The sequence below is a fragment of the Bacillus sp. ISL-7 genome, from assembly GCF_018613065.1.
Window position 1 is genome coordinate 1 of sequence record NZ_JAGGQW010000035.1, and the last position, 15872, is coordinate 15872.

Genomic DNA, 15872 nt, shown 5'->3' on the forward strand with positions numbered 1-15872 from the left:
CCAATATTCGGGTTATAGTTCAGAAAAGGAATCAGGGTCTTCATTAGCCAACATATGTTAATCGTTCACGATTTTTAAAGACGTGGTCAATTGTCCCTCCGCCCAGACATTCATCGCCATTGTAAAAAACAACGGCTTGTCCTGGAGTGATGGCACGAATCGGCTCATCAAAAACGACCTCAACTTGAGCATCTTCTAAAAGACGCACGGTCACTTTATGGTCTTCCTGACGATAGCGGAATTTTGCCGTGCACGTAAATTCAGCTGGCTTTTCTCGGTCCGATACCCAGCTTACTCCGACAGCAGTAATGGAATCTGAATATAGTTTTTCATGATGAAAACCTTGGCCCACATAAAGAACATTTCTTTCTAAGTCCTTACCGATGGCAAACCACGGTTCACCCGCTCCACCAATTCCTAAGCCATGTCTTTGACCGATCGTATGATACATTAACCCCTCGTGCTTGCCCTTGACCTCACCATCGAACGTCTCCATGTTTCCTGGCTGAGCCGGCAGATATTGACCTAGGAAATCTTTAAAATTTCGTTCCCCGATGAAACAAATCCCTGTGCTATCTTTCTTTGTAGCAGTGGCAAGATTCGCTACTTTGGCAATTTCACGAACTTTTGGTTTTTCAAGATTACCTATCGGGAACATAACTTTACTAAGCTGCTCCTGCGTCAACTGGTTCAAGAAATAGGTTTGGTCCTTATTTTCGTCAAGACCGCGGAGCATCTTATATTCTCCATCACGATATTCAACTTGTGCATAATGACCAGTAGCCAGATAGTCCGCACCTAATTTCATTGCATGCTCTAAAAAGGCTTTAAATTTAATTTCCTTGTTACACATTACATCCGGATTAGGTGTCCTGCCTGCTTTATATTCTTCAAGGAAATAGGTAAATACCTTGTCCCAATATTGTTTTTCAAAATTTACCGCATAATAGGGGATCCCGATTTGATTACAAACGCGAATGACATCCTCATAGTCTTCGGTTGCCGTACAAAAACCGGTATCATCCGTGTCATCCCAGTTTTTCATAAAAATTCCGATGACATCGTAGCCTTGCTGCTTCAACAAAAGTGCTGCCACAGAAGAATCTACTCCCCCTGACATTCCAACAACAACCCTTGTGTTTTTTGGATCTTTTCTTTCCATTGATTTTCACCTCTCTTATGCTGCAAAGTCGTCGAAGATTTATTTTTTCAGACGAGTAACAACTTTAGCTGTTTCCTCAGCCGCCTTGATTACTTCCTCGGTAGTCGTATTAAAGCCAAAGCTGAAACGAATCGAATTAGTTAATCGTTCTGATTGTTTCCCAAACATGGCAACAAGCACGTGGGAAGGTTCAATTGAACCCGCAGTGCATGCTGAACCGCTCGAAACAGCAATTCCCGCTAAGTCGAGATTCACTAGCATCGCTTCCACACTTGTTCCAGGAAAGCTTAAGTTTAATACATGTGGTAATGAATATTCAAGCGATCCGTTTCTGTCAAATTCTACATCTAACTGACGGAGCCTTTCCATCAAGGTCTTTTTCAAATCAAAGAATCTATTACGCTTAGCTGTACGATCTTCATTTGCAATCAACACAGCTTCATGAAATCCAACAATCGCCGCAATATTTTCCGTCCCAGCACGTCTTTTTCTTTCTTGCTCACCGCCGAAGGAACGAGGAGACAGCTTCACATTGGACCTGGAATAAAGAAATCCTGCTCCTTTAGGCCCGTTTATTTTATGGGCAGAGACAGATAATAAATCAATCTGGCTTTCATTGACATCAATGTTTTCGACGCCGTAAGCCTGAACGGCATCGGTATGGAATATCGCTTGATGATCTTTTAATAACTGTCCAATCTCGGTAATTGGTTGGAGTGTGCCTACTTCATTATTACCATACATAATCGACACCAAAATGGTATCTTCCCTTAAGGCAGCACGAAGTTCAGTCATTGATATTCGCCCTGTTTCATCCACAGGTAAATACGTGACTTCAAAGTCCATTTTTTCTAACTTTTTGCACGCATGAAGAACCGCATGATGCTCCGCTGCGGAGGTAATAATATGCCTGCCATTTTGCTGATAGGTTTCCGCAACCCCAAATAACGCCATATTATCTGCTTCGGTTCCTCCACTTGTAAAAATAATCTCGTTTTCCTTTGCACCAATGCTGTCCGCTAGCACCGCGCGAGCTAAGTCAATCGAGTGCCGTGCTTCCCTGCCAAAAGAATGGATGCTTGAGGGATTTCCGAAAGTAGATTTCATCACCTCGAGCATTTTTTCAATAACCCTTGGATACATGGGAGATGTAGCAGCATGGTCGAGATAGATTCGTTCCACATTTACACCTTCTATCAAAATAATTCTCCAATGTTACTTTTTACCCTAAATATAAAACATATAACCATCCGGCTCTTCATCATTACTATGATTTGCTAAATCTTCTAACGTAGTGTTTTCCAAAACATCTTTAATAGCATCCCGAATCCGAATCCACAGCTCCCGTTTGGCCGGTTCTTCATCTTCAATACCTTCAACAGGTGTGATCGGTCCTTCTAGGACACGAATGACATCCCCTGCCGTAATTTTAGATGGAATGTCTGTTAAGATATAGCCACCGTATGCACCCCTAATGCTTTTTACTAAACCTGCATTACGCAATGGGGCAATTAATTGTTCCAAATAATGTTCCGATAAATCATTTGCTTGCGCAATCGTTTTTAATGAAGTCGGGCCCTCACCATGTTTTTTAGCAAGTTCAATCATGATCGTCAGACCATAGCGACCCTTTGTTGAGATTTTCATACCGCACCTCTATTCATATCTATATTAAAAATAAAAATCCTTAGTAATTTGATAGGCATTAAAATTATATCATATTCTTCTTTAATATGCTTTTTCAAGGAAAAATGATAATGTAAAGCTATACATAATCTAAATGACAATAGAAAAACCTTTTTTTGGAGAGATGTAACATGCAGCAAAAGCCTTTAGCCTTTCGGATGCGGCCTCGAACGATTGATGAAGTTGTCGGACAGGAGCATCTGGTAGGTGCAGGAAAAATAATTTCAAGAATGGTGAAGGCCAAACAGCTGACCTCGATGATCTTGTATGGACCTCCGGGTATTGGCAAAACTTCGATTGCCAGTGCGATTGCCGGCAGCACAAAGTACGCCTTTCGAACACTGAACGCGGTGACGAATAATAAAAAAGATATGGAAATTGTTGCTGCTGAAGCAAAAATGTCAGGAAAAGTTATTCTGCTCCTCGACGAAGTCCATCGTTTAGATAAAGCAAAGCAAGACTTTTTATTACCTTATTTAGAAAATGGAATGATTGTATTAATCGGTGCTACGACTAGTAATCCCTACCATGCCATCAATCCTGCGATCCGGAGCCGCTGTCAGATTTTTGAGTTAAAGCCGCTAACTCCGGATGAAGTCAAGCAGGCCTTGATTCGTGCTCTTGAGGATGACGAACGCGGTTTTGGTAAATTAAGGGTTGAAATTGAGGATGCCGCGTTAATGCATTTTGCACAAGGTTCGAATGGTGATGTAAGGAGTTCTTTGAACGCACTAGAATTAGCAATCCTTTCAACAGATAAGGATGAATCTGATATCATCCTTATCAATGTCGAAACCGCCGAAGAATGTTTGCAAAAGAAAAGCCTTGTTGCCGATAAAGACGGGGATGGCCACTATGATGTCTTGTCAGCCTTTCAAAAGTCGATTCGGGGCAGCGACGTCAATGCTGCTCTTCATTATCTAGGCCGATTAATTGAGGCCGGTGACCTGCCGAGTATCAGCCGCAGATTGATTGTCATCGCCTATGAAGATATCGGACTAGCCAGCCCACAAGCCGGCGCGCGCACGTTAGCGGCGATTGAAACCGCCGAAAGAATTGGTTTTCCAGAGGCAAGAATTCCACTTGCAAATGCCGTGATTGAACTATGTTTATCACCAAAATCTAACTCGGCTGTCTTAGCCATTCAGGCCGCGCTCGAAGATATTCAAAAAGGCATCGTCGGCGAAGTACCTGACCATCTAAAGGATGCCCATTATAAAGGGGCAAAAGAGCTTGGCAGAGGAATTGACTACAAATACCCACATGACTATGAAAACGGCTGGGTACCGCAACAATATTTACCCAACAAATTAAAACACAAACAATACTACCAACCAAAGAAAACCGGAAAATTCGAGCAGGCACTTGCAATTGTCTATGAGAAACTATCAAGGAAGAAATAATAATAAGGGTGTCAGGCACCATGTGAAAAATTCACATGGTGCCTGACACCCTTTTCTTTATCTAGGCAGCCACGTCTCGTTTTTTAAAGACAAGAAAGGCTAATAATTGGAATATTACAAAGTAGATGAGGAGCATGATGACTGAAAATGACATCGACATTCCTTCCATCATGGGTGTACCGTCCACATATTGCATTAAGTCGGTGTTGGCAAACAAGATGTATTTAGCCCAGCTAAATTTTATCGAAAGCAATACTGTAAATTGAGCCCCTGTGAATAACAAAAATAATGATAAGCCAATTGCTAGAGAACTGTTCCGGAAAACTGATGAAATCATAAACGCCATCGTTGCAAGCATTATCGTGTCAATGGATCTAAACCCATAATAATTCATTAGATAAACAATGATATTTTGCTCCGTTACCTGCCCATTGGAATAATTCAAATATGGCATAGGATGGTCAGGCGTTCCAAACAGGATGGAACCAAGTAAAGTAGAGAATGCAAATAGGATGGCCAACATCAGCAACGCAAACAACATAACGGTAAGATATTTGGATGCTAAGATTTTGCTGCGATTTATCGGCCGGATTAATAATAGCTTGATGGTACCCCAGTTGAATTCACTCGCAACAATCCCTGCCGAAATAATTATCGTAAATAATCCTGCTAGGATAATCAGTTGTGAAGCGTCTTTCACGAACGTCCAGACATTATATTTTTCATTATAGGGAATATGATGCTTTATCCGGTAGTCATTAATAGCAATTTCTTCCTTATAAAACTGCTTCTCCAGCTTCGAATTGCTTTGCTCCAACTGCTTCTTTAGTGCATCATTTTCCTGCTGTAAAGTTTGTTCCCAGTTTTTATCGAGGTTGAAATCCTGTTCCTGGTATTTGTGAAAAATACCAAAAATAGAAATGATAACAACCAGGATTGAAATCATTACATACGTTCCAGGGCGTCTAAAAATTTTCATCCATTCATTTTTAATTAAATTAACCACGACTTGGCGCCCCCTTTTCGGTGGTCAGTTCAAGGAAGCGATCTTCTAAAGTCTTGGCTACTTCTTTGATCGCAAAAACTTGAATATCCTCTGAAACAAATGTTTTCACTAGATTCGGAATTTCTTCTTTTGGAAGCTCCACATTTATACCATTCCTTGAACGGTTTGCTCGAACATTGGGATAGTGGGTCTCCAAAAGAGCCAAAGCCTTATCACTAGGGGCCACTTCGAGTTCATAGGTCATTTTAGTTTCACCGTTGACTAGCTCGTGAACAAGCTGCACATCGATCAAGCGCCCATTTTGAATAATCCCAATCCGGTCACACATCATTTCCATTTCTGAAAGCAAATGACTTGACACGATCACGGCTAGGTTTTTTTCACGTGCCAGGAGGCGGACATAGTCACGAATTTCCCTTATTCCAGCAGGGTCTAAACCGTTGGTTGGTTCATCAAGGATTAACACCTGTGGATCATGCAATAGACACTGCGCTAACCCTAATCTTTGTCTCATACCCAGGGAGTAGGTTTTTACCTTGTCATTTATGCGGTCAGTTAATCCCACAAGTTCCACTGTTTCGGCAATCTTCTCCTTGGAAATTCCTTTTGACATTCTTGCATAGTGGACCAGATTTTGATAGCCAGTTAGAAATTTATACATTTCCGGATTTTCAACAATCGCACCAATATGCCGCACCGCATCTTCAAAATCACTTTTAATACTTGAACCGCCAACACTGATATCACCTGCTGTTATACCCATTAAACCAACTATCATTCGAATAGTTGTAGTTTTCCCTGCTCCATTTGGACCTAAAAAACCAAATACCTCTCCTTTATTTACTTGAAAGCTAATATTATCTATTATTGTTCTTCCTTTAATTACTTTTGTAACATTTTTTAACTCAACGATTTTTTCCAACCTCTCACTCCTCTCAAGTATCCTCACCTAGTTTATCTTATTGCAGAAGTATTTACCTCATAATAGGGTTATTACCAAAAATGATTTCGGCAAATTTTAACAAAATATTCATATACTTTCCACTAAAAGTACCCTCTTTTTTGTAAAATAAGATTAGGTTCTATTAAAATGAGAGGAAGTGGACTATGGCATTAAAGTCTCGTTGTGAGTCGAAGGAATTAAAAATTATGAGATCTTTAAACATACGAAGTAATTTATCTCCAACAGAAAAGAAGTACTTTTTTAAGCTTGAAAAAGGATACCAAGGTGAATTTATGTTTGATCTGTTAACCGAAAAGCTTCAAGGTGATATGTTAGTAATAAACGACTTGTGCCTTGAAATTAACGACACTGTGTTTCAAATTGATACTTTAATCATTGCTCAAGATAGGATCTATCCATTTGAGGTAAAAAACTACTCCGGAGATTATTATTACGACACTGAAGGGTTCCATAAAATATTCGGGACAGTTATAACTAATCCATTAGACCAGATAAGACGCAGTAAATTATTACTCCTCCAGTTGCTTCAAAATCTTGGCTATAATATACCCGTTGAACCAACCATCATTTTTATTAACCCCGAGTTTACCTTATATCAAGCGCCTCTTAACCAGCCGATTATTTATCCAACTCAGATTGATTGTTTTATGAAAAAGTTTGATGGGACACCGTCAAAACTAAATGACAGACACAAAAAGTTAGCGGACCGATTAATATCTTTACATTCGAACGAATCACCCTATGCAACCCGATTACCTACTTATGAATATCGAAAACTTAAGAAAGGTATGGCTTGTAAAAAGTGCGACTCATTGATGATTTCTGGTGAGGATAATATTATTGTTGTGTGTAAAAAATGTAGGTATGTAGAAACGGTTGAATCAGCAGTACTACGTAGTGTCGTGGAACTAAAGTTCCTTTTCCCAGATATAAAAATTACTACTGTTTTGGTTTATGAATGGTGTCACGTAGTAAAGTCTAAAAAGATGATTAGAAGGGTACTAATGGAAAATTATAAAGCAATAGGGTATGGTCGATGGTTCTATTATGAATGAAGTGTGGATTGTATCTTAAATTGAGAAAAACATTTATCATAAATACCCTTTCCTTCTTTTATTAATAAGTTTGGTCACTTAGTGGATCCTAAGTGACCATTTTCTTTTGCTCTTCATATTTACAGTCACATAAAACATAAGATGTTGCCATCCCATCGTTCTTTTCACGGGTTCGGTCACGTAGACGGTTCCCTAACATCCTTTTATGAATGGTTCCGGTCACATAGAGCCCTCCTACGTTACCCTCTCATCCTTTTTGGAACGGGTTCGGTCACGTAGAACCCTTCCTACGTTACCCTCTCATCCTTTTTGGAACGGGTTCGGTCACGTAGACCCTTCCTACGTTACCCTCTCATCCTTTTTGGAACGGGTTCGGTCACGTAGAACCTTCCTACGTTACCCTCTCATCCTTTTTTGAATGGTTCCGGTCACGTAGACCCTTCCTACGTTACCCTCTCATCCTTTTTGGAACGGGTTCGGTCACGTAGAACCCTCCTACGTTACCCTCTCATCCTTTTTGGAAGGGTTCCGGTCACGTAGAACCCTTCTACGTTACCCTCTCATCCATCTTTGAACCATTTCGGTCTCGTAGAACCTTCCTACGTTGCTTTTTCCATTTATCCCGAGTTTAAGTAAGCCTTGTACCTACTTCGTAAAAAAAATAACCCTAAACGAATAAAAGTTTAGGGCCCCACTATAACGCTTATTTCTCATCAGATACTCGTTGGATTTTTATGCTGCTTAATAATTGTCTTACCACATAGCTTGCCATGATCAGACCTGCTGCAGATGGAACAAAGGCATTGGACGCTGGAGGCATCTGTGCTTTGCGGATAGGTGCATTTTCATTGCCGACTTCCTTTTTAATATCCTCACGAATAACTATCGGACTTTCATCGGAAAAAACAACCGGAATCCCTTTATGGATTCTTTCCTTGCGCAGCTTCGTGCGGATGACTTTTGCAATCGGATCCGTATGAGTTTTCGAAATATCAGCAATCTTAAAACGGGTTGGGTCCATTTTATTGGCTGCTCCCATACTTGAAATAATTGGGATATTTCTCTTCAAGCATTCCTTCATTAAATGAATTTTATAGACAATCGTGTCAGAAGCATCGACGACAAAATCCAAATTATGGCTAAAAATCTGTTCATATGTCTCTTCTGTATAAAACATTTTTAATGAAATGACTTCACAATCTGGATTGATATCTTTGATCCGCTCTTCCATAATCTCTACTTTAGGTCGACCAACAGTTGAAAGCAAAGCAATCAGCTGTCGGTTGATGTTGGTAATATCAACATCGTCTTTATCTATTAAAATTAACCGGCCAACGCCAGAACGGGCCAGGGCTTCAGCAGCAAAGGAGCCTACCCCGCCGATACCTAAAACAGCAACCGTGCTATTTTTCATAATATCAAGGCCTTCTTTGCCGATGGCAAGTTCATTACGTGAAAATTGATGCAGCATTATGTTCACTCCAATATATTAAATTCGTTAAGTTTCTTTTTCCCGATTAAAAATATATCATACACTCCATTAAAAACAAGTATCTTGATAGGAATAATAAAGTTGGAAAGCAAAATAAAACCTCCCGCAACGTTCAGGAGGTTGATTTTAAGCAAATAGAAAAGAGTCCCAATTATGCCGTCACTCTTAATTCCTTAGTTTTGATCCCGCCCTCAGCAGGTGGGTGTCCTGTTCCCGAAATTGTAAGTCCCCTTACCCGTATAAGGGTGAGGCATTTACGCAATCAGGAAACTCTAGACTCCCGTATAAATAATGTTCGGTCAAAACTTCAGGCAACGCAACGTACATTTCAGGACTCTTCTTTGATGCTTTTATAATAGCATATTAAAAATCGGTATTCAAGGTTTCATGAAAGCGATTTCCTGCTATTTTTTGACATTTAGTGACAAATTTAATTCCTTTAATTGCGCCTCAGAAACTTCACCAGGAGCGTTCGTTAACAAGCAGCTTGCACTTGCGGTTTTTGGAAAAGCAATCGTGTCCCTTAGATTCGTACTGCCAGCAAGCAGCATGACTAATCTATCAAGACCGAGCGCGATACCGCCGTGTGGAGGTGTCCCATATTCAAACGCATTTAACAAGAAACCAAATTGTTCCTTTGCTTCTTCAGATGTAAACCCAAGTACGCTGAACATCTTTTCTTGGATATCACGTTCAAAAATCCGGAGTGACCCTCCGCCTAGTTCATACCCGTTTAAGACAATATCATACGCTTGGGCACGTACTTTTGAAGGATCTGAATCTAAATACTCTAGATCTTCTCTAAACGGCATCGTAAACGGATGATGGGCAGCGTAATAACGGCCATCCTCTTCATCATACTCAAGAAGCGGCCAGTCCGTGACCCATAAGAAATTGAACAAACTTGGATCAATTAAATCTAAATCTCTAGCTAGCTTTTGTCGAAGTGCACCTAAAGCATCGGCGACAACCTTCTTCTTATCAGCAACAAAAAGTAGCAAATCTCCAGCAGAAGCTTCAAGCGTACTCGTAAGTGCCTTTGTGTCTTCTTCAGAGAAGAATTTTGCAATCGGACCCTTAAGCCCATCTTCGTCCACTTTAAGCCAAGCAAGCCCCTTCGCGCCATACACAGCAACGAAGTCTGTTAAGGCATCAATGTCTTTACGAGAGTATTTCTCAGCCGCACCTTTTACATTGATCGCTTTTACTTGACCGCCATTTGCCACTGCCGAAGCGAATACTTTAAAGCCTGAGTCCTTGACGATTTCTGAAAGATCGACAAGCTCTAGTCCAAAACGAGTATCAGGTTTATCCGATCCAAACCGGCTCATTGCTTCGTCGTAAGTCATGCGTGGGAAGGCAGCAGGTACGTCTACTCCTTTTACTTCTTTCATTAACTTCGTCATCATTTTTTCCATCATACCCATGATATCTTCTTGGCTTAAAAAGCTGGTTTCAATATCGATTTGTGTGAATTCCGGCTGACGGTCGGCACGTAAGTCCTCATCACGGAAACAGCGCGCAATTTGATAATAGCGTTCAATTCCCCCCACCATAAGTAACTGTTTAAAAAGTTGGGGTGATTGTGGTAACGCATAGAATTCTCCCGGATGAACACGGCTTGGCACTAAATAATCACGTGCACCCTCAGGCGTACTTTTTGTCAAAATGGGTGTTTCAATATCTAAAAAGCCTTCACCGTCCAGGAAATCCCTGATCTGCTTTGTTACTTGGTGACGCATTTTTAAGGTTTCAAAAATCACCGGACGGCGGAAGTCTAGGTAACGGTATTTTAACCGAACATCCTCTGAGGCATCGGTTTTGTCAGAAATCATGAATGGCGGTGTTTTCGCTTCATTAATGATCGTTACTTTTTCCGCTTGCACTTCAATTTTACCTGTTTTCAAATTATCATTGAAGGTTGCCTCATCGCGGGCTACCACAGTACCCACAATATCTAAAACAAATTCGTTACGGATCTTTTCAGCAATTTGCAACGCTTCTTTAGATAAATCAGGGTTAAACACTACTTGAACAACTCCTGAACGGTCGCGAAGGTCGATAAAAATTAATCCGCCTAGGTCGCGTCTTTTTTGGACCCAGCCTTTCAAGGTTACTTTTTCACCAACTGCTGATTCAGGTATTTCCCCACAAAAATATGATCTGCCAAACATAAAATATCCTCCCCTTATTCCTGCAACTCTTGGAATTGTTTAATAAAAGTTGCTAAATCGATTTCTACTTGCTCACCAGTCGCCATATTTTTCACATTAATCTTATTATTTTTAAGCTCCTCATCACCAAGAACCGCCACATATTTTGCTTTTAGACGATCGGCTGCTTTAAATTGAGCTTTAATTTTTCGATTTAAATAATCTCTTTCTGCTGAAAAGCCCGCCCTGCGCAGCTGCTGCAAAAGTCCGACCGTGTAATCCTTAGCTTCTTCCCCTAGTGCAGCGAGATAGCAATCAATGCTTTCGTTAATCTCCAGCTCGATTCCTTCTGCATTAAGAGCAGCAATAAAACGTTCGATACTTAAGGCAAAGCCGATTCCAGGCGTTTCAGGACCGCCAATTTCTTCTGCTAACCCGTTATAACGGCCGCCTCCACAAAGCGTGGTAATTGCACCAAAGCCTTCCGCATTACTCATAATTTCGAATGCGGTGTGGTTATAATAATCCAACCCGCGTACTAAGTTGGCATCCACTTCAAAGGGAATATCAAGTTGGGTTAAGTAGCGCTGTAATTTTTCAAAATAATTCTTTGAAAAATCATTCAGAAACTCAAGAATCGATGGCGCTGTTTCCATTAATTCATGCTCACGGTCCACTTTACAATCCAGAATACGGAGCGGATTTTTTTCGAGACGATTTTGACAATCATGACAAAACTCGCCAATTCTTGGTTTAAAGTGATTGACTAACGCATCACGGTGGGCGTTCCGACTTTCCTTATCACCCAAACTATTGATAATCAGCTTCAGCTTTTTTAAGCCCATTTCTTTATACAAGTTCATCGCGAGCGAAATAACTTCTGCATCGATGGCAGGGTCATTACTGCCTAAGGCTTCAATTCCAAACTGGACAAACTGGCGAAACCGTCCTGCTTGTGGGCGTTCATATCTAAACATGGGCCCCATATAATAAAGCTTTACAGGCTGATTAGGCAGCCCAAACATTTTTTTCTCAACATAGGAACGAACTACCGCTGCAGTTCCTTCTGGTCTAAGTGTGAGACTCCTTTTGCCCCTGTCTTCAAATGTGTACATTTCCTTTTGAACAATATCGGTGCTATCGCCAACGCCTCTTGAAAAAAGATCGGTATGTTCAAAAATTGGGGTGCGAATCTCCTTGTATTGATATTTCTCACAAAGTTCTCTCGCTTTTTCTTCAATCAGCTGCCACTTTTCAACCTCTCCGGGTAAAATGTCTTGCGTTCCCCGTGGAATGCTTATTGACATCGTGGAAAACCTCCTCATTTAATCAGTTATGTAAGTATTGTGTTTTGCTCCATTAGAGTAATCTTCGAAATCGATACCTCGCACGAAAGAAAACCGTTAGCTTTTCTGAAGATCGTCCAGCGTCTAATGAACTTCGCTAAACGGACGCTTCCGCTTTTCTTTTAAACAACAAAAAACTCCCATCCCTTGTATGAATACAAGGGACGAGAGTTATAATAATCCCGCGGTGCCACCCTAGTTGAAGGCATAGACTTCATGCACTTCCTCTTTAACAGTTAACGCCTGCTACGTTCTTCTCCTACTAGAGTTGATCCTTTTTCAGAGAGAAGCCTACGGAGTGTTCCTTCATTAAGTTCCATGTAGAAATGCTTTCAGCCTAGGGCATTTCCTCTCTTTTCATGACTGTGCTTAATTACTATGCTCCATCATTGGTTATGTCGCAATATGTCATTTTATTTTATTTATATTACGGAGCATCGAAGGTAATGTCAATAGTGTTTTAAGATCTTTCTAAATGTTTTTTTAACTTTCTGACATCACCGATCGTTAATCCAAATTCAGATGCCAGTTCAAACGAGGTAGTATTCTGTTCCTTTTGAATAAAATCATGAAAATCAACGCCGAAAAGTCGTCCATCCATTGACTGGATGTTCATTCCTTTTTCACTTGCTCTCATTACTTAATCACCTCTGCCCTTTCTTCAATACTGATATTATTTCCACCATTCGTGAAAAACTTGCATAATCAATAAGTATTTCTCAATGTTATTGGATTATATTTGCAATTTAGGAATGATTTTCAGCTTTTAATACGTTAAAATTGAATTAATAGAAAAGGAGGGTGTTATGGTCAAGAAGCATAGTTTATTGCTATTATCTTTTATTCTTATTTTTGGAGCCTTCCTGCCTCAAGGGAAAAGTGTAGCAGCTTCAGGTTCCATTACTATTTCCACCGATTTAGTCAATGTCCGCGGCGGCCCAGGCTTGAGTTATCCCCTTGTAAAAATAGCCAATCGGGGCGAGAAGTATCAAATTGTAAAGGAGCAAGGTGATTGGATTCAAATCCAATTATCATTTGGTAAAACTGGCTGGTTAGTTAATTGGCTAGTCGCAAAAGATAACGATTTCCAACAAGAAAGTAAACCAGAAAGTACTGCTACGAAAAATAATACAGGGATCGTCAATGGTGATACATTAAACATAAGACGTGAACCCTCCACATCGAGTCCCGTTATTGGGAAATTAACAGGTGGGACAAGCGTAACCATTTATTCTAAACAAAATAATTGGTTAGAGGTTGGCTTTTCTAATTTCAGGGGATGGGTCATTTCTGAGTTTATTGACAGCCAATCATCGAGTGCTCAAAATGGCACGACTCAAAACGAAAAGACTGCCAGTACCGTCACCGGAACCGTAACAGCGAATAGTCTTAGTGTTCGCTCAGCGGCCACATTAAATTCAAACCTCATTGGAACTGTAACCTATGGTTTAAGTTATAAGATAGTAGAAGAGAAGAATAACTGGGCAAAAATAGAATACAAGACTGGTAGTTTCGGATGGGTTGCCGGATGGTATCTTGATAAAAAAACAGTGAAATCCCAATCTGGACAAGCTGTGAAGGAAAGTATCATTACGATAATACATAACGGGACAAATATCCGAAAAGAACCAAATGTGCAATCAGGTGTCCTCGAGCGTGCAAACAAGGGCAGCAATTATCCCGTTAAAAGGGTAATTAATGACTGGTATGAGATTAAGCTGAAGAACGGAAATGCAGGGTATGTTGCTGGCTGGCTTGTTTCCATTAACGGAACGAAACAACAGATTGAAAAGCCCGGAGCCGAATTATATCTTAAAAATAAAACCATTGTTCTGGACCCAGGACATGGAGGAGTGGATAAAGGGGCTACTGGAGCGAGCGGAACATATGAAAAAGAGCTTACACTTAGGACTTCCCAGCTTTTATCTAATAAATTAAAAGCCGCAGGAGCCAATGTTTACGTAACGAGAAAAAATGATTCTTACTTACAACTCGCTGCTCGAGTGAATATGGCAAGTAATTACAAGGCGGATGCTTTTATCAGCCTTCATTACGATAGTAATTTAGATCGCAGTGTTCGAGGAATGACTGGCTTTTATTATCATTCCTATCAAAAAGCCCTGGCTGAATCCATTTTTACATCAACCATTGGACAAACAAAATTGATAAACCGTGGGGTGCGTTTTGGCGATTTCCATGTGATCCGTGAGAATAGTCAAAAAGCCGTTTTAATAGAACTTGGCTATTTAAGTAACCCGGAAGAAGAAATGACGATAAAATCCAGTGGATTCCAAGAAAATGCCGCTTCTGGTTTGTTTATTGGATTAGCCAGATATTTTAAAGAGAATGAATAAGGACCCTGGCAGGTTTCTACAAATTCCTCGAACTAGCAAACGCCAAAATTATAGGTACTCCTAGGAGCAAAAAGATAAATATTTCCAAATCAATGTAAGGCACCCTTTGCTAACTGTTACTTTAAACTGAAAAAAAATAGTATAAGAAAACAAACAAGCACACGACAATAACGTGTGCTTGTTTTGTTGTGGGCTACCGAGGCTGCTCTCCACCCATAATTTGGATCGCCTATAGGCTCCATTACCCAGGTTCGTAAAACAATTAGAATGTAATTATAACATCACAGTAAAGGTGCTTAATCGATCTTCCATTTGTTTTTTAGCATCATTCATCATGCCGTCGAGCAGTTCTTTCACGGTTGGAATATGTTCAATGAGTCCGGCCACCTGCCCGCTATTCATGAAACCATTCTCAGCATCTCCCTGGATCGCACCAGCAATGTGATGGTCCTCTGACGTCATTTTGAGGTATTGTTCTGAAGCCACTCCACTTCGTTCCGATTCGATAATGCTATCAGCATATGGTGCTTTTAAAACGCGTCTTACTTGTCCGACTGACCGGCCTAAAATAACGGTTTCGTTATCCCCAGCATCAAGAAGCCTTTGTTTATAGGTTGAATGAAATGGTGCTTCTTTCGTTGCTATCAAGCGGGTACCTAACTGTACACCAGCTGCTCCGAGCATCAAAGCCGCTGCCAGACCTTGACCATTTCCAATTCCACCCGCTGCCACAACCGGGATTGTGACATGGCGGCTTATTTGTGGAATGAGCGTAAATGTGGTTAATTCCATACTTGAATTAATACCAGCTGCTTCAAACCCTTCTGCCACCAATACATCTGCCCCTGCAGCCTCTGCCTTTTGAGCTTGTTTGACTGACGCGACAACCGCAATTACTTTTATTCCTTTTTCATGCAGGAGTGGAATAAAAGGAGCAGGATTGCCAGCCGATAATGAAACAATTGGTATTTCATGCTTAAACACAAGTTGAATCATTTCTTTTGTATAAGGACTAACATTAATTGGTATATTCAATGCAAAACTGTTATTCGTTTTATCTTTCGTTTCAAGAATAATGGCTTCGACCTGCTCAAGGGACATCGTTCCACATCCTATCGTACCAAGACCTCCAGCTTCAGATACAGCAGCCGTAAGTTGAGCATTGCTTATATTCCCCATTCCCCCCTGAATGATTGGATATTGAATAGAAAAAAGTTCGCAAATATATTTCATTTTTTCAACCCCCTATTA

At 40.5% G+C, this 15872-nt stretch carries 14 protein-coding genes, 1 other RNA gene and 1 other annotated feature; of the genes, 3 read left to right on the forward strand and 12 right to left on the reverse strand.

Going from position 1 to position 15872, the window contains the following annotated elements; all coding sequences use genetic code 11:
- Positions 1–43: 43 nt before the first annotated feature.
- Genes mnmA through cymR form a run of 3 tightly spaced genes read right to left on the reverse strand, consistent with a single transcriptional unit; the run spans position 44 to position 2809 of the window.
- Positions 44–1162, reverse strand: coding sequence for a tRNA 2-thiouridine(34) synthase MnmA (gene mnmA, locus J7E66_RS13275; RefSeq protein WP_215000686.1), 1119 nt, complete (start codon positions 1160–1162; stop codon positions 44–46).
- A 39-nt stretch (positions 1163–1201) separates the two neighbouring features.
- Positions 1202–2344, reverse strand: a complete 1143-nt coding sequence (locus J7E66_RS13280) for a cysteine desulfurase family protein (protein ID WP_215001206.1) — start codon at positions 2342–2344, stop codon at positions 1202–1204.
- A 45-nt stretch (positions 2345–2389) separates the two neighbouring features.
- Complete coding sequence (cymR, locus tag J7E66_RS13285) at positions 2390–2809, reverse strand: cysteine metabolism transcriptional regulator CymR (protein WP_088089084.1); 420 nt, start codon at positions 2807–2809, stop codon at positions 2390–2392.
- 170 nt (positions 2810–2979) lie between these two features.
- Between cymR and J7E66_RS13290 the strand changes: the two genes are divergently transcribed.
- On the forward strand, positions 2980–4251 hold the full coding sequence (locus J7E66_RS13290; protein WP_215000689.1) for a replication-associated recombination protein A: 1272 nt from the start codon (positions 2980–2982) through the stop codon (positions 4249–4251).
- A 61-nt stretch (positions 4252–4312) separates the two neighbouring features.
- Here the strand turns inward: J7E66_RS13290 and J7E66_RS13295 are convergent, their stop codons facing one another.
- Both J7E66_RS13295 and J7E66_RS13300 read right to left on the reverse strand, forming a co-directional pair.
- Complete coding sequence (locus tag J7E66_RS13295; RefSeq protein WP_215000692.1) at positions 4313–5257, reverse strand: ABC transporter permease; 945 nt, start codon at positions 5255–5257, stop codon at positions 4313–4315.
- The gene (locus J7E66_RS13300; protein WP_215000695.1) at positions 5250–6179 is read right to left on the reverse strand and encodes an ABC transporter ATP-binding protein; all 930 of its coding nucleotides are present in this window, start codon (positions 6177–6179) and stop codon (positions 5250–5252) included. The genes J7E66_RS13295 and J7E66_RS13300 overlap by 8 nt, the downstream gene beginning before the upstream one ends.
- Positions 6180–6364: 185 nt before the next feature.
- Here J7E66_RS13300 and J7E66_RS13305 point away from each other — a divergent pair, with 185 nt between their 5' ends.
- Positions 6365–7276: a nuclease-related domain-containing protein gene (locus J7E66_RS13305; protein WP_215000699.1), complete on the forward strand. Its 912-nt coding sequence runs from the start codon at positions 6365–6367 to the stop codon at positions 7274–7276.
- Between the two features lie 88 nt (positions 7277–7364).
- Here the strand turns inward: J7E66_RS13305 and J7E66_RS32305 are convergent, their stop codons facing one another.
- From J7E66_RS32305 to J7E66_RS13330, 6 genes are all read right to left on the reverse strand, one after another.
- Positions 7365–7499, reverse strand: a complete 135-nt coding sequence (locus J7E66_RS32305; protein WP_285289220.1) for a hypothetical protein — start codon at positions 7497–7499, stop codon at positions 7365–7367.
- Positions 7500–7979: 480 nt separating this feature from the next.
- A complete protein-coding gene (locus J7E66_RS13310) occupies positions 7980–8747 on the reverse strand; it encodes a tRNA threonylcarbamoyladenosine dehydratase (RefSeq protein ID WP_215000702.1) in 768 nt (255 codons plus the stop codon).
- Positions 8748–8908: 161 nt separating this feature from the next.
- Positions 8909–9106: non-coding RNA, 6S RNA (gene ssrS, locus J7E66_RS13315), on the reverse strand.
- A 66-nt stretch (positions 9107–9172) separates the two neighbouring features.
- Positions 9173–10942 (reverse strand): aspartate--tRNA ligase, encoded by a 1770-nt coding sequence (gene aspS / locus J7E66_RS13320; protein ID WP_215000705.1) that lies wholly within the window; start codon positions 10940–10942, stop codon positions 9173–9175.
- Positions 10943–10956: 14 nt separating this feature from the next.
- Positions 10957–12228: a histidine--tRNA ligase gene (hisS, locus tag J7E66_RS13325; protein WP_215000708.1), complete on the reverse strand. Its 1272-nt coding sequence runs from the start codon at positions 12226–12228 to the stop codon at positions 10957–10959.
- 196 nt (positions 12229–12424) lie between these two features.
- Positions 12425–12666 (reverse strand) — a binding site (T-box leader).
- Positions 12667–12727: 61 nt separating this feature from the next.
- On the reverse strand, positions 12728–12904 hold the full coding sequence (locus tag J7E66_RS13330; RefSeq protein WP_215000711.1) for a hypothetical protein: 177 nt from the start codon (positions 12902–12904) through the stop codon (positions 12728–12730).
- 169 nt (positions 12905–13073) lie between these two features.
- Between J7E66_RS13330 and J7E66_RS13335 the strand changes: the two genes are divergently transcribed.
- The gene (locus tag J7E66_RS13335; RefSeq protein WP_215000713.1) at positions 13074–14621 is read left to right on the forward strand and encodes an N-acetylmuramoyl-L-alanine amidase family protein; all 1548 of its coding nucleotides are present in this window, start codon (positions 13074–13076) and stop codon (positions 14619–14621) included.
- A gap of 273 nt (positions 14622–14894) precedes the next feature.
- Here J7E66_RS13335 and J7E66_RS13340 read toward each other — a convergent pair whose 3' ends face one another.
- On the reverse strand, positions 14895–15854 hold the full coding sequence (locus tag J7E66_RS13340) for an NAD(P)H-dependent flavin oxidoreductase (RefSeq protein WP_215000716.1): 960 nt from the start codon (positions 15852–15854) through the stop codon (positions 14895–14897).
- Between the last annotated feature and the right edge of the window lie 18 nt (positions 15855–15872).